The 18,921-nt window shown below is 71.5% G+C and carries 15 protein-coding genes and 1 pseudogene; 10 read left to right on the plus strand and 6 right to left on the minus strand.

Annotation, left to right across the window (positions count from 1 at the left end; all coding sequences use genetic code 11):
* The first annotated feature begins 106 nt into the window (after positions 1 to 106).
* Positions 107 to 1,912: a glycoside hydrolase family 6 protein gene (locus tag B0E54_RS04990; RefSeq protein ID WP_234582063.1), complete on the plus strand. Its 1,806-nt coding sequence runs from the start codon at positions 107 to 109 to the stop codon at positions 1,910 to 1,912.
* A gap of 122 nt (positions 1,913 to 2,034) precedes the next feature.
* Here B0E54_RS04990 and B0E54_RS04995 read toward each other — a convergent pair whose 3' ends face one another.
* From B0E54_RS04995 to B0E54_RS05015, 5 genes are all read right to left on the minus strand, one after another.
* The gene (locus B0E54_RS04995) at positions 2,035 to 2,421 is read right to left on the minus strand and encodes a hypothetical protein (RefSeq protein WP_234582064.1); all 387 of its coding nucleotides are present in this window, start codon (positions 2,419 to 2,421) and stop codon (positions 2,035 to 2,037) included.
* 117 nt (positions 2,422 to 2,538) lie between these two features.
* A complete protein-coding gene (locus B0E54_RS05000; protein WP_234582065.1) occupies positions 2,539 to 2,847 on the minus strand; it encodes a hypothetical protein in 309 nt (102 codons plus the stop codon).
* Between the two features lie 16 nt (positions 2,848 to 2,863).
* Positions 2,864 to 4,522 carry a sodium:solute symporter family protein gene (locus B0E54_RS05005; RefSeq protein ID WP_234582066.1) on the minus strand — a complete coding sequence of 553 codons (1,659 nt, stop codon included), beginning with the start codon at positions 4,520 to 4,522 and terminating at the stop codon, positions 2,864 to 2,866.
* A 221-nt stretch (positions 4,523 to 4,743) separates the two neighbouring features.
* Positions 4,744 to 5,916, minus strand: coding sequence for a hypothetical protein (locus B0E54_RS32885; RefSeq protein WP_234582067.1), 1,173 nt, complete (start codon positions 5,914 to 5,916; stop codon positions 4,744 to 4,746).
* A gap of 11 nt (positions 5,917 to 5,927) precedes the next feature.
* Positions 5,928 to 6,527 carry a hypothetical protein gene (locus tag B0E54_RS05015; protein WP_234582068.1) on the minus strand — a complete coding sequence of 200 codons (600 nt, stop codon included), beginning with the start codon at positions 6,525 to 6,527 and terminating at the stop codon, positions 5,928 to 5,930.
* 230 nt (positions 6,528 to 6,757) lie between these two features.
* Between B0E54_RS05015 and B0E54_RS05020 the strand changes: the two genes are divergently transcribed.
* The 8 genes and pseudogenes from B0E54_RS05020 to B0E54_RS05055 all read left to right on the plus strand — a co-directional run bounded on the left by B0E54_RS05020 (position 6,758) and on the right by B0E54_RS05055 (position 17,042).
* A complete protein-coding gene (locus B0E54_RS05020) occupies positions 6,758 to 8,248 on the plus strand; it encodes a catalase (RefSeq protein WP_234582069.1) in 1,491 nt (496 codons plus the stop codon).
* A gap of 243 nt (positions 8,249 to 8,491) precedes the next feature.
* A pseudogene (locus B0E54_RS05025) lies at positions 8,492 to 10,294 on the plus strand (nitrate- and nitrite sensing domain-containing protein); the annotation flags it as partial.
* Between the two features lie 556 nt (positions 10,295 to 10,850).
* Positions 10,851 to 11,273 carry a roadblock/LC7 domain-containing protein gene (locus B0E54_RS05030; RefSeq protein ID WP_234582163.1) on the plus strand — a complete coding sequence of 141 codons (423 nt, stop codon included), beginning with the start codon at positions 10,851 to 10,853 and terminating at the stop codon, positions 11,271 to 11,273.
* Positions 11,263 to 11,652 carry a DUF742 domain-containing protein gene (locus tag B0E54_RS05035; protein ID WP_234582164.1) on the plus strand — a complete coding sequence of 130 codons (390 nt, stop codon included), beginning with the start codon at positions 11,263 to 11,265 and terminating at the stop codon, positions 11,650 to 11,652. Before B0E54_RS05030 ends, B0E54_RS05035 begins: the two co-directional genes overlap by 11 nt.
* On the plus strand, positions 11,633 to 12,235 hold the full coding sequence (locus B0E54_RS05040) for an ATP/GTP-binding protein (protein WP_234582070.1): 603 nt from the start codon (positions 11,633 to 11,635) through the stop codon (positions 12,233 to 12,235). Before B0E54_RS05035 ends, B0E54_RS05040 begins: the two co-directional genes overlap by 20 nt.
* A 151-nt stretch (positions 12,236 to 12,386) precedes the next feature.
* Complete coding sequence (locus tag B0E54_RS05045; protein ID WP_234582071.1) at positions 12,387 to 13,424, plus strand: lactonase family protein; 1,038 nt, start codon at positions 12,387 to 12,389, stop codon at positions 13,422 to 13,424.
* A 165-nt stretch (positions 13,425 to 13,589) separates the two neighbouring features.
* Entirely contained in the window at positions 13,590 to 15,344 is a 1,755-nt protein-coding gene (locus B0E54_RS05050; protein WP_234582072.1) for a substrate-binding domain-containing protein, read from the plus strand.
* Positions 15,345 to 15,557: 213 nt separating this feature from the next.
* A complete protein-coding gene (locus B0E54_RS05055; protein WP_234582073.1) occupies positions 15,558 to 17,042 on the plus strand; it encodes a sugar transferase in 1,485 nt (494 codons plus the stop codon).
* Between the two features lie 10 nt (positions 17,043 to 17,052).
* Here the strand turns inward: B0E54_RS05055 and B0E54_RS05060 are convergent, their stop codons facing one another.
* Complete coding sequence (locus B0E54_RS05060; protein ID WP_234582074.1) at positions 17,053 to 18,183, minus strand: PP2C family protein-serine/threonine phosphatase; 1,131 nt, start codon at positions 18,181 to 18,183, stop codon at positions 17,053 to 17,055.
* Positions 18,184 to 18,279: 96 nt separating this feature from the next.
* Here B0E54_RS05060 and B0E54_RS05065 point away from each other — a divergent pair, with 96 nt between their 5' ends.
* Positions 18,280 to 18,921: a MarR family winged helix-turn-helix transcriptional regulator gene (locus B0E54_RS05065; RefSeq protein WP_234582075.1), complete on the plus strand. Its 642-nt coding sequence runs from the start codon at positions 18,280 to 18,282 to the stop codon at positions 18,919 to 18,921.

The raw sequence follows: 18,921 nt of genomic DNA on the forward strand, positions 1-18,921 counted from the left end.
CCCCCCAATGAATCCCGTGGCGCCGGAGGCCGTCCGTGCAGGACGCCCACCGGGCCGTCTCGCCGGGCCGAACGCGCGCCCGGTCTCGCCCAAGGAGATCAGTGGCATGAATGTGTGGAGAAGGCTGTCCGGCCCACGCCGGACCCTCGCGCTCGCCGGCGCGGGCGTTCTGGTCGCCGGCGGGCTGGTGACGATCCCGGTCACCGCGGCGCAGGCCGCGACGCAGTGCGACATCGCGTACACGACCAATGACTGGCAGGGCGGCTTCACCGCCAACATCACCATCAAGAACCTCGGCGACCCGGTCAACGGTTGGACGCTCGGCTGGACCTTCCCCAACTCGAGCCAGCGGGTGCAGCAGGGCTGGTCGGCGGAGTTCACCCAGTCCGGCAGCCAGGTCACCGCCCGCAGCATGTCCTACAACGGCACGCTGGCGACCGGCGCCTCGACGACCCTCGGGTTCAACGGCGCGTGGAGCGGCAGCAACCCGAAGCCGACCTCGTTCACCCTGAACGGTGTGGTCTGCAACGGTGGCACCGGTAACCCGACCACCCCGCCGCCCACCACGCCCCCGCCGACCACGCCCCCGCCCACCACGCCTCCGCCCACGACCCCTCCGCCCACGACGCCGCCGCCGACCACCCCGCCCCCCGGGACCAAGGTCGACAACCCGTACGCCGGTGTGCGCGGATACGTGAACCCGGAGTGGAAGGCCAAGGCGGACGCCGAGCCGGGCGGAAGCCGGGTCTCGAACAACCCCACCGCCGTCTGGCTGGACCGGATCGCCGCCATCAACGGCACTCCGAACAGCAGCTCGAACGGCGCGTTCGGGGTGCGGGAGCACCTGGACGAGGCGCTGCGTCAGGGCGCCGGCTACATCCAGTTCGTGATCTACAACCTGCCCGGCCGGGACTGCTCGGCGCTCGCCTCCAACGGTGAGCTGGGTCCGGACGAACTGCCCCGGTACAAGGCCGAGTACATCGACCCGATCGCCGCGATCCAGAGCGACTCGAAGTACCGGAACATCCGGATCATCAACGTCATCGAGATCGACTCGCTGCCGAACCTGGTGACCAACACGTCCGGCCAGGCCGGCGGCACGGTCATGTGTGACACGGTCAAGGCCAACGGCGCGTACGTGAACGGTGTCGGCTACGCCCTCGCCAAGCTGGGCGCGATCGGCAACGTCTACAACTACATCGACGCCGGGCACCACGGCTGGCTCGGTTGGGACAGCAACTTCGGCCCGACCGCCGACATCCTGAAGACCGCAGCTGTCGCCTCCGGCAGCACTGTCAACAACGTGCACGGCTTCATCACCAACACCGCCAACTACTCGGCGCTCACGGAGCCGTACTTCAAGGTCACCGACAACGTGAACGGCCAGACGGTGCGGCAGTCCAAGTGGGTCGACTGGAACTTCTACGTCGACGAGCTGTCCTTCGCCCAGGCGTTCCGTACCAAGCTGATCTCGGTCGGCTTCAACTCCAACATCGGCATGCTGATCGACACGTCCCGCAACGGCTGGGGCGGCGCCAACCGGCCCACCGGACCGGGCGCGACCACCAGCGTGGACACGTACGTCAACGGTGGCCGGATCGACCGTCGGGCCCACGCCGGCAACTGGTGCAACCAGGCAGGTGCCGGTCTCGGCGAGCGACCGCAGGCGAACCCGGCGCCGGGCATCGACGCCTACGTCTGGGTGAAGCCCCCGGGTGAGTCGGACGGCTCCAGCTCGGAGATCCCGAACAACGAGGGCAAGGGCTTCGACCGGATGTGCGACCCGACGTACGGCGGCAACGCCCGCAACGGCAACAACCCGACCGGTGCCCTGCCGAACGCGCCGATCTCCGGTGCGTGGTTCTCCGCCCAGTTCCGGGAGCTGATGCAGAACGCGTACCCGGCTCTCTGATCGGGTAGCTCACGCGCCAACCCGCTGCCGGCAGTAGGTGAGGCACTGCCGGCGGCAGGTTTCCCCGGGGTCCCCGGTCCGACCAGTACGGTCGGGCCGGGGACCCCCCTTGTCCGCCCACGTCAGGGCACGGTGCGCTCGATCGCCGCGCGCCCGTGTTCGGCCAGGTCGCGACGGGCCTTCTCCAGGTTCTCCGGGGTGAGGTCCTGCCCGCGGGCCATCACCAGGTCCTCCGGTTCCCAGGGCTGCTCGGCCCCGGTACGGATGTTGTCGCCGCCCGCGCCGGTGCCCGTTCCGGTGGCGCCGGTGCCGGCGGCGTACGGATCGCCGATGAGGTCGTCGATGTCCGGAGCGAGGTCCTCCGGCCGGTCGCGGGGCTCGGTGAAGGTCGGCGTGTCACGGTCGGGCCCGCCTCCGGTCCGCAGCTGCCCGACGGTGCTGTCGTCGTCCACGGCAGCTGCCGTTTCCGGGCTCTCCTCCAGCGGGGGTCGGCGGTCGCGATCGGTCATGGTGCCCTCCTGTGTCCGACACGGTGCCTGATCCCCCCTCGCGTACCCGGTGCGGGGAAGCCCATGCGCGACGCCGGCGCCGTCCGTGTGGACGGCGCCGGCGCGGCGGGCATGAGGTCAGCTGTCGGGCTGTTGCTCGTTCGGGGACGGCGCCTCCGCCGGGCGCAGCCACTGCCAGAGCAGCATGATCAGGCCGAACGCGAGCATCACGAGCCCGGCCCACAGGTTGATGCGGACACCCTCGGCCTTGTCGATCTCGGCCCGGCTGTCGAAGACGCCGATCAGCGTCACGATGATCCCGTACGCCACGAAGAGGCCACCGATCACCCGACGGATGTCGAACAGTCGGGCGGCGGCGGAGCGGCGCTCCTCGGCCTGCGTCTCGTCGATCAACGGGTCCTGCGCCGGCTGGCCGTCGTTGCTCATCTGGCCGACTCCTTTCCTAGAAGACCGGGATGTAGAAGAGGGCGGCGAGCGCGACCGCGATCACGCCCAGCAGCACGGGGGAGCGGTACCAGACGGCGTCCCCGGCGAGCACGTCGCCCTTCAGGTCGACACCGCCCATGCCGTAGACCAGCCCGCGCAGCTCCTCGTCGCGCTTGGCCGCCGTGAGCGGGGTGAGGATCGCGGCGACCACCGCCACGGTGACGAACGCGATGCCGGCGCCCCAGAAGCTCTCCTCCAGGTCGGAGTTGAAGTCGATCACGCCGCCCTTGTAGAGCAGGTAGGTCGCCAGCGACGCCAGCGTGCCGAGCAGCAGCGACCAGAAACCGGCAAGCGCGCTCATCCGCTTCCAGAACATGCCGATGATGAACGTGGCGAACAGCGGCGCGTTGAACAGCGAGAAGAGCGCCTGGATGTAGTTCATGATGTTGCTGAACCCGGACGCGATGAACGCCGTCCCGATGCCGATCACCACGGCGCCGACAGTCGCCCACCGACCGATGCGCAGGTAGTACTCGTCGGACCGGCCGCGGCGCACGTACGCCTGCCAGATGTCGTAGGTGAAGACGGTGTTGAAGCCGCTCACGTTGGCCGCCATGCCGGCCATGAACGACGCGAGCAGGCCGGTGACCGCCACCCCGAGCACGCCGTTGGGCAGCAGGTCCCGCATGAGCAGCGGAATCGCGTTGTTGTACTGCAGGTCGCCGCTGTCCGCGCCGAGCCCCTTCACCGTCACGAGGGCCACCAGGCCGGGGATGATCGTGACCAGGGGAATGAACAGCTTCGGGTACGCGGCGATGATCGGCGTACGCCGGGCGGCGCTCATGTTCTTCGCCGACAGCGCGCGCTGCACCTCGGCGAAGTTCGTCGTCCAGTAGCCGAACGAGAGCACGAAACCGAGGCCGAACACGATGCCGATCCACTGCGCGCCGAGCGGGTTGTCGGTGCTGGCGGTGTCCTGCCACGCGTGCAGACCCGCCTCGCCGAGCTTCGAGTCGCGGACCGCGTCCATCAGCCCGCTCACTCCGCCGACCTTGACCAGGCCGATCACGGTGACCGGGATGAGGCCCGCCAGGATGACGAAGAACTGGAGCACCTCGTTGTAGATTGCCCCGGACAGGCCGCCGATGGTGATGTACGCGAGCACGATCGCCGCGCCGACCACGATCGCCGTCCAGAGCGGCCAGCCGAGCAGCGCCTGCATGACCAGGGCCAGCGCGTAGAGGTTCACCCCGGCGATCAGCACCTGGGCGACGGCGAAGCTGAGCGCGTTCAGCAGGTGGGTCGGTCGGTTGAAGCGCAGCCGCAGGTACTCGGGCACGCTGCGGACCTTGGACCCGTAGTAGAAGGGCATCATCACGATGCCCAGGAAGACCATCGCCGGCACGGCGCCGATCCAGTAGTAGTGGACCGTCATGACGCCGTACTGGGCGCCGTTCGCCGCCATACCGATGATCTCCAGCGCACCCAGGTTCGCGGAGACGAACGCGAGGCCGGTCACCCAGGCCGGCAGGGAACGACCGGAGAGGAAGAAGTCGACGCTGGTCCGGATCGCCCGCCGGGCGGCGAAGCCCACTCCGAGGACGGTGACGAAGTACAGCGCAAGAATCAGGTAGTCCAGCCCGTTCATGTTGAGCCGCAGACCGCCGCCGTCCATCCCGTCACCCCTCGTCCCGACGTTGGCACCGGATTTGATGCGCGCGCCCTATTACCCACTACGCGAGGTTTCACGCCTGCGCGTACCCTCCGGTGCGTTCGGGCCTGCTCGGGCGGCTCGCCCCTCGGCGTACGACTGGCCGTTCTCGGCATTCGCCTCGGGGGACGCCGAAGGGGCGCCCCGGCCGGTCGGCCGGAGCGCCCCTTTTCGATCGAGTCGCCTCAGCGACCCAGTACGCGGTCCAGGAAGTCCCGGTAGTTGCGGACGGCCATCCGCAGCTGCTCGGTGTCCGCCGAGCCGGCGTCCTGCCACCCGCCGAGGGTGTTCTTCTGCGCGGCCAGTGCCGAGGCGAGAGCCTGGATGGCCTCCTCCACCAGGGCCTGAGCCTCGCCGGCGGCGGCGTGCGGATCGTCGACGAAACGCAGCTGCACGTCCCGCCAGCGGTCCCGGAATCCCTGGGCGGTGTCCCCGTCGAGGAGCGTGGCCGGTTCGACGGCGACTGTCGAGCCGGCGGGACGCGACGTCCCGGCGGATTCCAGGGAGCCGCCGGCCGCCACGGCGGTGACCGGTTCGGCGTCGGCGTCCGGGTCCACCATCTCCGGCGACGCGCTGCCGTAGCCGGCCGCGCCCGCCGCGTCGGGATCGCCGGCCCAGTCGGTCAGGTCGCCGCGCCGCTCGGCCGCACCGTCCGTGCTGTCGGCCGCGACGACGGTGCGGGTGGAGGTTTCGGTGTCCGAGCGCCGGCCCTCGGCGTCCAGGTCGGTGTCCTCGTCGGTGTCCTCGTCGGTCGTCGCTGCGGCGTCCAGGTCGGTCTCCGGGACTCCGTCGCGGCGGTGCAGCTCGGCGGTGGGGTCGGCGCGCAGACCCTCCCGCTCGCCGTCCTCGGCGCCGTCGCCCGGTTGGGCGGTTCGCTCGGCCCGCGGGTCCGGCTGGTCCTGCGGGTACGGGCTCGCCAGTGCGGACGCCGCCACCGCGTCGGCCACCGTGGTGGCGCCGAAGGCGGTCGGCAGCGGCCCCGGCTCGTGGAAGCCACCCTCGTCGTCGGGCCGGCTCCGGCGGTCGGTGTCCTCGGCCCGCTGGTCGTCGGCCCACTCGTCGGTCCGGTCGTCGGCGGTCCGGTCGGTGGTCAGCTCGTCGTCGGTCCGGTCGTCGCCGGTCCGGTCCCGGAAGGCTCCCGGGTCGGTGCCGTTGGCCCGCTCGTGCTCGTCCGCCGGGTCGGGGTCGGTGGCCCGGTCGTGGTCGGTGGTCGGATCGTCGAAGGTTCCCCGGTCGTCCAGGGCGTCCTCGGGTACGTCCGAGCGGGCGGCCCGGTCGTCGGTCGGCGGCACCGGCACCGGTGCGGACCGGACGGCCTCCGGATGGTCGTTGCTCACCTGCTGCTCTTCGTGGCGCATCGGTGGCCTCCTCAGCGGCTCGTGGCGTCGTGCGGAGTGTCCGGGTGGGAACCCTGTTCGGGCGTGCGCTGACCGACCGGCTCCTCGCCGAGCAGGTCGGCGAAGAGGGCCCGGTAGTGCACGACCGCCTGGCGCAGCTCCTCGGTGCTCGCCTCGCCCCGCGAGTTGCGGAGGTGGATCTCGTGCGCGTCCCGGTAGTTGGTCAGCGTGCGGGCGTGCTCGACGGAGAGGTGGGCGATCTGGTCGGAGAAGTCCCCGGTCGGATAGCCCTGCTCCTCGATGAGCCGGGTGACCAGTTCGTCGGCGTCACCCACGGTCTCGCCCGGCGAGTCGATGAAGCGGATCTGGAGCTCTTCCCAGGCGGCGGCGTAACGGGCCCGCGACTCCGGGCTGAGCGGGGTGAGCGTGAGCTCGGAGTGCCGGCGTTCCCGGTCGCGCAGCTCGCGCTCCGCGGCGGACCGGCTGTCCTGCTCCTGCACCACCCGGTCGTACTCCGGCCCGAACCGGCTGCGCAGCGCGCGGCGACGGCCGACCGTCCGGACGGCCACGGCGATCGCCGCGACGATCACCAGCACGACGAGCACGATGACGATTATCTGCGTGGGCGACATGGGCTCCTCCTTCGTCCTCTCGTATTCCCTCCGCGTACTGATCGCCAATCCCGATCCGAGGCACTTTCCTCGCTGGTCTCGGCCGGGGTCGCCACATTTCGGCGCAAAAACTTGACTCATTCCAGATAACGCGCTTGGGTGGGTGGTGCCCGCCGTACGCCCGCGAGCGACCCGCCCGACCGACTCTGGGACCGGTCAGGCACGCCGCACCACGCATCCGGAGGAGACCGATGAGCGACCCGCAGGCCGACAGGCCGACCCTCACCACCCGCCAGGGTCACCCCGTGCACAACAACCAGCAGCAGCGGACGGTCGGCTCACGCGGGCCTGCCACGCTGGAGAACTACCACTTCCTGGAGAAGATCAGCCACTTCGACCGGGAGCGCATCCCGGAGCGGGTGGTGCACGCGCGCGGCTTCGTCGCGCACGGCGAGTTCGAGGCGTACGGGACGATCGGCGACAAGCCGGCCGCCACGTACACCCGGGCCAAGCTGTTCCAGACCAGGGGCGCGAAGACCCCGGTCACCATCCGCTTCTCCACGGTCATCGGCGGCCGGGACTCCTCCGAGGCCGCCCGCGACCCGCGCGGCTTCGCGGTGAAGTTCCGCACCCAGGACGGCAACTGGGACCTGGTCGGCAACAACCTTCAGGTCTTCTTCATCCGCGACGCGATCAAGTTCCCCGACGTGATCCACTCGCTGAAGCCCGATCCGGTGACCTTCCGACAGGAGCCGAACCGCATCTTCGACTTCATGTCCAACACGCCCGAGTCGATGCACATGCTGACCTGGCTCTTCTCCCCGTACGGCATCCCGCGCAACTACCGCACCATGCGCGGGTCCGGCGTGAACACCTACCGCCTCGTGAACGCGCAGGGCGAGGGCGTGCTGGTCAAGTTCCACTGGCTGACCCAGCAGGGCGAGCACAACCTGACCCAGGCCGAGGCGGACGCCATCCAGGCCACCGAGCTGGGCCACGCCTCGAAGGACCTGTACGAGGCGATCGAGCGTGGCGAGTACCCGCAGTGGGAGCTCAACGTGCAGATCATGAGCGACGACGAGCACCCCGAGCTGGACTTCGACCCGCTCGACGACACCAAGATCTGGCCGGAGGAGCAGTTCCCCTACCTGCCGGTCGGCATGATGACGCTCAACCGCAACATCACCGACCACCACAACGAGAACGAGCAGATCGCCTTCGGCACCGGCGTGCTCGTCGACGGGATCGACTTCTCCGACGACAAGATGCTCGTCGGGCGGACCTTCTCCTACTCGGACACCCAGCGCTACCGGGTCGGCCCGAACTACCTCCAACTCCCGGTGAACCGTCCGCGCGAGGACGTCCAGGTCAGCACCAACCAGGGCGGTGGTCAGATGTCGTACGGGGTGGACAACCGTGGCGGCAACCCGCACATCAACTTCGAGCCGTCCTCGGTGGCCGGTCTCCAGGAGGCCGACGAGTCCTACCGGGAGTACCGGCCCTTCGTCTCCGGGCACGTCATGAAGGCCCCGATCGAGCGGCAGAACAACTACGCGCAGGCCGGCCGCCGCTTCCGCGAGATGACCGACGCCGAGCGCGACGACCTGGTGCACAACCTGACCACGCTGCTGGCCCAGTGTGACAAGCACATCCAGCAGAAGATGGTCTGGCACTTCAGCCAGTGCGACGCCAGCTACGGCCGCCGCGTCGCCGAAGGGCTCGGCCTCGCCGACAACGTCTGATCCGTACCGCGCCGGCACGAGCGCCCCACCGGTCACCGGTGGGGCGCTCGTCGTACCGGGAGGCAGGCGCGTTCCGCAGCGTCGATGTCGGTGCGACGGGCGGTAGTGCAACCGGGCGCGATTACGTATCCTGCCCAAGGCGCCCGCGCCGGTGCCCGGCCTGACGACCGGGAGCGCGACCGGCGAGCGCGTTGCCCGGCGGTGCCGGCGCCCCTCCTGCCACCCCTTGACGGGCGAGGTCTGATGAGAACCCGCGACTGGCCGATCCGCTCGAAGCTGACCGCGTTGGTCGTCGCTCCGGTGACCGCGCTCCTCGCGCTGTGGATCTTCGCGACGACGTTGACGTTCGGCCCCGCCCTCAACCTGCTCTCCGCGCGCACCCTGCTGTACGACCTGGGCCGTCCCGGCGAGGCGGTCGTCACCGAGCTGCAACGCGAGCGTCGACTGTCGGTGGTGCAGCTCGCCGGCACCACCGAGCTGCCCGCCCTGGCCGAGCAGCGCCAGCGTACGGATCGGGCGATCGCCGAGCTGCGCCGCCGGGTCGACGGCGAGGCGTTGCGCGACGCCGCCGACGAGCTGTTGGAGGACCGGGTCGACCGGCTGGTCACCGCCCTGGCGGCGTTGCCGACCGGACGCGACTTCATCGACGACGGCATGATGGACCGCGCCGGGGCTCTCGGCCTCTACAGCGGCATGGTCACGGCAGCCTTCCAGGCGTTCTCCGCGATGGCGAATCTGAGCGATCCGGCAATCAACCGACAGGCGCTGGCCCTCACCTCGCTGGGCCGTTCCCGGGAGCTGCTCGGCCAGACCGACGCCATGCTGGCCGGCGTGCTGACCGCCGGCACGTTCGCCGAGGGGGAGCACGCCCTGCTCGTGCAGGCCATCGGCAACCAGCGGTGGCTCACCGAGAGCGCGGTGGCCGACCTGCCCGAGGCCGGGCGCACCGCGTACCAGCGACTGACCGAGAGCCCGGAGTTCACCAGCCTGCGCGCGATGCAGGACGCGTTGATCGGGGCCAACCGGTCCGGGCGGCCACCTGTGGACGCGGCGTCGTGGCAGACCAGCCACGACGCCGTACAGCAGCAGTTGCGTGACTTCGAACTGTCCGAGGCCGACGCGCTCACCGACCGTTCGGTGCCGATGGCCGTCTGGATCCTGGTCCGGCTGGCCGCCGCCGGTGTGCTCGGACTCGCCGCCGTGGTGGTCTCGGTGCTGGTGTCGCTGCGGGTCGGCCGCACGCTGGTCCGGCGACTCAGCGGGGTCCGTACCGCCGCCCTGGAGCTGGCCGAGCACCGACTGCCGGACGTGGTGACCCGACTGCGCCGCGGCGAGCAGGTCGACGTCGCCCGGGAGGCGCCACCCCTGGAGTACGGCAACGACGAGATCGGCGAGGTCGGGCGGGCCTTCACCGAGGTGCAGCGCACCGCCGTCCAGGCCGCCGTGGACGAGGTCACCCTGCGCCGGGGGCTCAACGAGGTGTTCCTCAACATCGCCCGGCGCAGCCAGGGCCTGGTGCACCGGCAGCTGCACCTGCTGGACCGGATGGAACGTCGCGCCGAGGACCCGGACGAGCTCGCCGAACTGTTCCAGGTGGACCACCTGGCCACCCGACTCCGCCGGCACGCCGAGGACCTGGTCATTCTCGCCGGCTCCGCGCCGGGCCGAGGGTGGCGCAACCCGGTCGCGATGGTCGACCTGGTCCGCGGCGCGATCAGCGAGGTCGAGGCGTACGACCGGGTGGACATCACCACCGTGCAGCCGGTCGGCGTGCTGGGTCGGGCGGTCGGCGACATCATCCACCTGCTCGCCGAGCTGGTCGAGAACGCCACCGCCTTCTCACCGCCGGACACCCGGGTGACCATCAGCGGCGAGCAGGTCGCCAACGGGTACGTCCTGGAGGTCACCGACCAGGGGCTGGGAATGTCCGCCGCCGCGCTGGAGAGCGCCAACACCCGGCTGGCCAGCTCGCCCGAGTTCGACCCGGCGCAGAGTGCCCGACTCGGCCTGTTCGTGGTGGCCCGGCTGGCGGCCCGGCACGCTGTCCGCGTACAGCTGCGGTCCTCCGCGGCGAGCGGCGTCACCGCCGTGGTGCTGGTCCCCGCCGACCTGATCACCACCGAGCCGCCGGCCGGCCCCGACCCGGCCACGCTGGACGCCACCACGGGCGACCGGCGGCTGGCCCGACCGGTGCGCCGAGGCGCGGTGCCCCGGCCCCGCGCCGGCCGTGGCCGCACGGCCGTGGCCGCGACCGCCGCCGACGACCTGCCCACCCTGGCCCTTCCCACCGGCCCGACGCCCGACGGACCGTCCGCCGACGGATCGGGCGCCGGTGGGACGGGCGCGGACGCGCCGGACGTCAACGGCGGGTCGTCCTCCCCCCGGGCGCCCCACGGCCTCGCGGGGCGGTCCCGCCCGGGGCGGCCGCCGGCACCGCACGCGGCCGGGCCACAGTCGTCGCCCCGGGCTCGACCGCTCGGGGCGGTGCGCCCGGCACCACCGCTCCGGCGAACCGCGCGGATGCGACCCCGGCTGCGGCAGGCCCGACACCGGCGCCTCCGACGGCCTCCGAACCTCCGACCGCGACTGAGAGGGACGCCTAGTGCGGCAGACGACGAAGCAGAGCGCCAGCCTCGACTGGTTGCTCGACGAGTTGGTGCAACGGGTGCCCGCCGCCCGCGAGGCGGTGGTGCTCTCCGCCGACGGGCTGCTGCTCGGCGCCTCGGCCGAGCTGGAGCGCTCCGACGCCGAGCATCTCTGCGCGCTCGCCGCCGGGTTCTCCAGCCTGGCCCGGGGTGCGAGCCGGCACGTGGACGGCGGTCCGGTCCGGCAGACGGTGGTCGAGATGGAGTCGGCGTACCTCTTCGTCACCGCCGCCGGGCAGGGTGCCTGCCTGGCCGTGGTGAGCGACGCCGACGCGGACATCGGCCTGGTCGCGTACGAGATGGCGATGCTCGTCATCCGCGTGGGGGAGAACCTCACCGCCGCCGCCCGAGGATCGACGGATGCCGGTGATGCGGGCTGAGCCGCCCGGCCCCCAGCACGAGTGGCTGGACGGCGACGCGGGCCCGGTGGTCCGCCCGTACACGCTCACCGGCGGCCGGGTGCGCTCGGCCGTCGACGGGTTCGACCTGGTCGCGTTCGTGCTGGCCGCCTCGGACCTCGACCTGGCGGCCCACCCGCAGCTGCCGCCGGAGCACCGGCGGCTGGTCACGTTGGCCGGGCGTCCGGTGTCGGTGGCCGAGCTGGCGGCCGAGCTGGACCTCGCGGTCGGGGTGATCCGGGTGCTGCTCGGTGACCTCCTCGCTCAGGGGCTGGTCGCGGTGCACGAGCCGCCGGCCGGCAGCGACCTTCCCGACGACGACATCCTCAAGGCGGTGGTCAGTGGACTCCGTGCGCTATGACCAGGCGGGCACCTCGGTCACCGTCCCGCTGGCACTGAAGATCCTCATCGCCGGGGGCTTCGGTGCCGGCAAGACGACGCTGGTGAGCGCGTTGAGCGAGGTTCGACCGTTGCAGACCGAGGAGGTGCTGACCGACGCCGGCGTCGGCACCGACGACATCTCCGGGGTGGAGGGCAAGTCGACCACCACGGTGGCGATGGACTTCGGCCGGATCACCATCAACGACGACCTTCAGGTGTACCTGTTCGGCACCCCCGGCCAGGACCGGTTCTGGTTCCTCTGGGACGAGCTGGCCTTCGGCGCCCTCGGCGCGGTGGTGCTCGCCGACACGCGGCGGCTGGCCGACTGCTTCCCCTCGATCGACTACTTCGAGCAGCGGGGCATCCCGTTCGTGGTGGGCGTGAACTGCTTCGAGGACACCCGTCGGTTCGAGCTGGAAACCGTACGCCGGGCGCTCGACCTGGATCCGGACGTGCCGATGGTGCTCTGCGACGCACGGGACCGGCAGTCCGGCAAGCTGGTGTTGATCTCCCTGGTCGAGCACGTCGCCCGGCAGCGCGGTGAGCCGGTGCCGGCCGCCTGACCCGGCCCCGCCGTGCGGGCGGGCGACCTGGCGCCGGCCCGCCGACGCGGGATCGGCGGGCCGATCCGGTCCCCGGAAAGCCGGTTAGCGGGTCGGCTCCGTGGGCAGCTCTGGTTGGATCTACTCCAGGATGCCGGCAAAGGGGTGCAGCGTGACTGGTCAGGGCGGGATCGTCCACATCGGGGGTTACACCGCGCAGAGCGGAGGGCGGGGCAGCGGCATCGTCGCCGCTCACCGGGACCCGGCAACCGGGGTGCTGACCTCCCTCGGCACGGTGGCGGTCACGCCGTCGCCGTCGTTCCTCGTGCGGCATCCCACCCGTCCGGTGCTCTACGCGGTCAATGAGCTGACCGACGGGGCGATCAGCGCCTGGCAGGTCGGTCCGGACGGCGCGCTGGACGCGCTCGGCAGCTTCTCGACCGGCGGCGCCGAGCCCTGTCACCTGGCGGTGCTGCCCGACGGTGACCATCTGGCGGCGGCCAACTACGGCGGCGGCAGCGTCGCGGTCTTCCCGCTCGACGCGCAGGGCGTTCCCGGCGAGCGCACCGATCTGGTGGTGCACGAGGGGCACGGCCCCGACCCGGAACGCCAGGACCGGGCGCACGCCCACATGGTCTCCCCGGGCCGGGGTCGGGGGCCGCTGCTGGCGGTGGATCTCGGCACCGACTCGGTCTACCGGTACGACCTGGACGGCGCGAGCGGGCGGCTGGTCCCGCGCGGTCCGCGGATGCGGACGGCGCCCGGCACCGGGCCCCGGCACCTGGCCCGCCATCCCGACGGCCGGCGCTGCTATCTGGTCGGCGAGCTGGACGCCTCGGTCACCGCGTACGAGTTGACCGACGACGGGGCGCTGCACCAGCGTGGCCGGGTCGAGGCGAGTGAGCGGGCGGGCCACGTCCAGCCGTCGGAGGTCGCGGTCGACCCGGACGGCCGTTTCCTCTACGTCGCCAACCGCGGGGTCGGCACCATCGCCGTCTTCGACCTGGCCGGTGAGCTGCCCGAGCTGGTGGCCGAAGTGGACACCGGCGGTGAGTGGCCGCGGCACTTCGCCCTCATCGGGGAGCACCTGTACGTCGCCGACGAGCGGGCGGACATGGTGCGGGCCTTCCGGCGGGACGCGAGCACCGGCATCCCGGCTCCGGTCGGCGAGCCCGTCGCGGTGGCGAGCCCGACCTGCGTGCTGCCGTGAGTTGGTCGGGCGGCGGGACCGGACGTGAGAGAGAAACCGGTTTGGCAACGGCGTGGGGCCATCTCGTCACACTCTGTTGCTAAAAAGTGATCAACTGTTTCTCCTGCGTAACTTTAGTCCGAACGGATGTGGCAGAGACGGCACCTAATACGCAAGATGGTCAGCGTGTCAGCAGGCCGCCATCGCATGCGTTCGAAACTCCATCTAGCAGCCGCCGCCGCGACGGCGACGGTTCTCGTCGTCACCACCGGCGTCTGGTTCGGCTATAAGGAGCTGATCCAGCCCAGCTGTTCAGGAGAGATTCGACTCGCCGTCGCGGTCGCCTCCGAGCTGGCGCCCGCGGTGGACGCCGCCGCGTCCCAGTGGGTCAAGGACGGCGCCGCGGTCGGCCCCACCTGCATCCGGGTGGACGTCTCGGCGTCCGACCCGGTCGACGTGGCCGCCGTGGTGGCCGCGAAGCACGGTGCCGTGCTGGCCGGCGTCGGTCAGGCCAGCGGAACGGCTGTCACCCCGGACGTCTGGGTGCCGGACTCGTCGACCTGGCTGCTGCGACTGAAGAAGGACGCCACCGCGTTCGCGCCGACCAACGGCGCCTCCATCGCGCGCAGCCCCGTCGTCGTGGCGATGCCCGAGCCGGTGGCCACGCGGCTGGGCTGGCCCAACGCCAAGTTCACCTGGACCGATCTGCTCAAGCAGGTCAACAGCAGCAAGCCGCTGCGTACCGGCATCGTCGAGCCGACCCGGGACGCGGCCGGCCTGTCCGGCCTGCTCTCGCTGACCACGGCCGCCAGCGGCTCCGGCGGGGACGCGCAGCGCAAAACCGTCGGCGCGCTGCGGGCGCTGGCCACGGGTCGCTCCTCGCTCCGCAACGACCTGCTGGCCCGCTTCCCGACCGCCACGGACCCGACGTCCATCGCGAGCGCGCTCGGAGCGGCGGCGCTCTCCGAAGAAGACGTGATCGCCTACAACAGCAAGAAGCCCCCGGTGCCGCTCGCCGCGCTCTACATGGAGCCGGCCCCGATGCCGCTGGACTACCCGTACGCGGTGCTGCCCGGCATCGAGCCGACCAAGGCGGCCGCGGCGAAGGTGCTGTTCGAGCTGCTCACCGCCCCGAAGTTCCGCGACCGGCTGGCGGCGCAGTCGCTGCGCGGTCCGGACGGCAACTGGGGCGCCGGCTTCAACGCGCCGCAGGGCGCCCCGAGCCCGGCCGGCGGCGCGTCGACCGCACCGGCGGCCGGCGGCACCGCGGCGGGCGGCCTGGACCCGGCCGCGATACAGCGTGTCGTCTCCAGCTGGTCGATCGCCACCCAGTCCGGCCGGATGCTCGCCGTCATCGACGTCTCCGGCTCGATGAAGGACCAGGTGCCCAGCGCCAACAACCGCAGCCGCGAGGAGGTCACCGTGGACGCGGCCCGCCGCGGCCTGGGCCTCTTCGACGACTCCTGGTCCATCGGCCTGTGGACCTTCTCCACGAAGTTGGTCGGCAACCGGGACTACCGGGAACTGGTCCCGATCGGGCCGCTCTCCGGCCAGCGGACGCAGTTGGAGGGGGCGCTGGCCACGATCAAGCCGTCCAGCGGTGACACCGGCCTCTACGACACCATGCTGGCCGCGTACCAGGCGGTGCAGGAGGACTGGCAGCCCGGCCGGGTCAACTCGATCGTGCTGTTCACCGACGGCAAGAACGAGGACGACAACGGTCTCAACCAGGCGCAACTGCTCGCCAAGCTCAAGCAGATCGCCGACCCGGAGCGGCCCGTGCAGGTCATCATGATCGGTATCGGCGAGGGCGTCAGCAAGACCGAGTTGGAGTCGATCACCAAGGTGACCGGCGGCGACGTGTTCGTCACCAAGGACCCGAACGAGATCGGCAGCATCTTCCTCACCGCCATCGCGCGCCGCCCCCCGGCGCCGCGCTGACCGGCCGCACAGCAGGAGAAACCCGCCGTACCGCGTCAGCGGTACGGCGGGTTCCTTTTATGGCCGCAGGGTTGAAGAAAAGTGACGGCAATACGTCGGAAGCAATCGGCAGTCATAGTTATCAGGGCAGGATGTCGACGTGTCCCGGCATCGTCCGTCCGCCTCCGGTCCGACTCGTCGGCCGGGGCCGTCCTGAGCAGAGTGGGAGGGCCGGTGACCGCGGCGACCCTGTTGACCCCTGCCAGCACCTCGGCGACTCCGGAAGGCCCGCCGAACGGGCTGGTGGCCCGCTCCGACGAACGGTCCTACGTCCGGGTCCTGGTCGTGCTGGACACCACCATCCTCATCATCGCGCTGCTCGTCGGGTACGTCGGCCGGTTCGGGGACGAGGAGCCGGTCGGCTCCAAGATCCCGTACGTGCTGGTGGCGCCGGGGTTGGTCCTGGCCTGGCTGATCTCCCTCAAGGCGCTCGGCTGCTACGACGACCGGGTCGTCGGCTACGGGGCGGACGAGTACCGGCGGGTCAGCTCGGCGAGCCTGCGGCTGGCCGGCGCGATCGCCATCGCTGGCTACATCGCCGACGTCGGCGTCTCCCGGGGTTTCCTCGGCATCTCGTTCGCGGTCGGCACCCTCGGGCTGGAGGTGACCCGGTTCGTCGCGCGCAAACGCCTGCACCGGGCCCGCTCGAAGGGCGCCGGCTGGTCGCGCAAGGTGCTCGTGGTCGGCGACACCGCACACGTCCTGGAGTTGGTGCACACCCTGCGCCGGGAGCCGTACGCCGGCTATCAGGTGGTCGGCGCGTGCATCCCCGACGCGCTGCTCGCTCCGGTGGCCCAGCGGCTCGGTGACGTGCCGGTGGTGGGTTCGTTCCGGGGCATCCCGGAGGCCGCCACCGCGATCGGGGCGGACACGGTCGCGGTGACCGCCTCCGGTGAGCTGACGGCGGCCCGACTGCGTCGGCTCGGTTGGCAGTTGGAGGGGACCGGCGTCGACCTCGTCGTGGCACCCGCGCTTACCGACGTGGCCGGCCCGCGCATCCACACCCGTCCGGTCGCCGGGCTCCCGCTGATCCACGTCGAGGCGCCCGAGTTCCGCGGTGCCCGCAAGCTGGTCAAGGGGTTCGTCGACAGGTCCGCGTCGTCGCTGGCGTTGGCGTTGCTGCTGCCGCTGATCGCGGTCATCGCGGTGGCCATCAAACTGGACAGCCGGGGTCCGGTGCTCTTCCGCCAGGTCCGGGTGGGTCGGGGCGGGCAGGAGTTCGGCGTGTTCAAGTTCCGGACGATGGTGGTCAACGCCGACGCGCTGCTCGCCGAGCTGGCGACCCGCAACGAGACCGACGGCCTGATGTTCAAGATGCGCGACGACCCCCGGGTGACCCGGGTCGGCCGGCTGCTGCGCAAGTGGTCGCTCGACGAGCTGCCGCAGCTGGTCAACGTGCTGCTGGGCCAGATGAGCCTGGTCGGGCCGCGTCCACCGCTGCCCTCGGAGGTCGCCCGCTACGACGGTGACGTGGCCCGGCGGCTGCTGGTCAAGCCCGGCATGACCGGGCTGTGGCAGGTCAGCGGCCGGTCCGACCTGAGCTGGGAGGACGGCATCCGACTCGATCTCTACTACGTGGAGAACTGGTCGCTCGCCGCCGACCTCACCATCCTCTGGAAGACCGCCGGCGCGGTGCTGAACAGCCGCGGCGCGTACTGACCGCCGCCGTTCACTCCTGCGGGCCGGTCCAGTCCAGGCAGACCACCACGGCGTCGTCGACGAGGTCGCCGGCCACGAACGCGCGCAGGTCACCGATCAGCGACCGTACGGCGTCCAGCGGCTCCATCGGGCCCGTCCGGCGCAGGAACCGGTCCAGTGCCGTCTCGCCGTAGCGCACGCTCTGCCCGGTGGCCTCCACCACGCCGTCGCTGACCACGAAGAGCCGGTCGCCGCGTTCCAGCGTGAACGTCTGCTCGTGGTAGTCGGTCGCCTCGAACATGCCGAGCGGGAACTGCGCCTCCAGCGGTTGCTCGGTGACCTCCCCGTGCCGCAGCAGGACGAGCCGTGGCGAGCCGGCGTCCACCACTGTCATCGTCCCGGAGCGCAGGTCCAGCTCCATCAACAGCACGGAGAGGTGCCGCTTGCCCCGGTACTCGTCGTAGATGGCCTGGTCGGCGAGGGCGGCCTGATCACCCAGACCGAGGCCGGCCCGGCGGGCGTTGCGCAGCGCGTGGGTGGCCAGCGACGTGAGCAGGGACGCCGCGACGCCCTCACCCGTTCCGTTGACCGTGGAGAGCCAGAGCTTCTGCCCGTCGTCGGACCAGTCGAAGCTGTCCCCCCGCACGGCGTACGCCGGCTCCAGCTGCCCGGCCAGGCTGAACGAGGGGCGGATCCGGCTGCGGCCGGGGAGCAGGTCCCACTGCATCTCGGCGGCCAGCGTGAGTCGCTGGCTGCGCCGCGCGACGCTGTAGACGTCGGTGCCGGGGGAGACCGCCGCCAGCTCGTGCGCGAGCGCGGTGGCGATGTCGGCCAGCTCACCGAGCACGGCCGGGTCGTCGGCCACCGGCGCCAGGCGCAGGACGCCCCGCCGCTCGCCGCGCATGCTGACCGGCACCCAGGCGGTGCCCTCGACCAGCAGGGGCGCCTGGTGGTCGAAGGCCCGCCAGGCGGGGTGCCCGGCGCCCCGGAGGGGGTCACCCTCGGTGAGTGGCAGCAGCTCCGAGAGGCGGTAGTCGACCTGGTAGAGCTCCGCTTCGGTGATCCCGTACGCCTCGTCGAGAATTCCCGCGATGCCGCCCACCAGACGGTCGACAGGTGTCTCGTTCAGGGTACGTCGTGCCCGATTGACCGGTTCGCTCATCAGGCCTCCTTGATCAAAGCTCGACGACCAGTGGCTTCGGAGTAGTCTCGGGCCACCATGGCCGAAGAACACGGTCCACCGGACCCTGCGACGAGTATGGCTGCCGCATTGGACGCGGCGGCGGGTGCCCTGCTGGGCGTATGGGACTCCGCCCGGGAGGCGACCGCCAGCCGGGTCTCCGGAGCCCAACTACGGGCTGTGATGGTGGTCGAGCAACACGACGGGATCAACCTACGCCGGCTCGCCACCCGCCTGGACATGTTGCTCAGTTCCGCCAGCCGGCTCTGCGACCGCCTGGTGGCGGCCGGCATGCTGGAGCGCGAGCCGGGCCGCTTCGACCGGCGGGAGATCTCCCTGCATCTCACCCCGGAGGCCCGTCGACTCCTCACCGAGCTGCGCGCGGACCGCCAGAAGCGGATTTCCGCCGTGCTGGCGGCGATGACGCCGGCAGGCCGGGCCGCCCTGGTGAGCGGGATGCGGGAGTTCGACGACGCGGCCCGTCGGCAGCAGGCGCGCAGCGGCTCGGCGCCGGATGACGGGGACCGGCCGCCGGGGCGGGACGACTGGCCGGACGACGCGGACCCGCGGGACCCGGACCGGCCCACCAGGCCGGCGAGGGACTCGTCGGAGCACCCGGAGCCGTCGACCCGAGCGGTGTGGCAGAGCGGCCCCGAGCGGGCGGTGGGCCCGGCCCGCGAATGGCCCACCGGTGAGCCGCCGGTGGCCCGGACCGCCTGA

Origin of the sequence: Micromonospora sp. MH99, from assembly GCF_021442385.1 — a bacterium.
In the GTDB taxonomy this organism is placed as follows: domain Bacteria; phylum Actinomycetota; class Actinomycetes; order Mycobacteriales; family Micromonosporaceae; genus Micromonospora.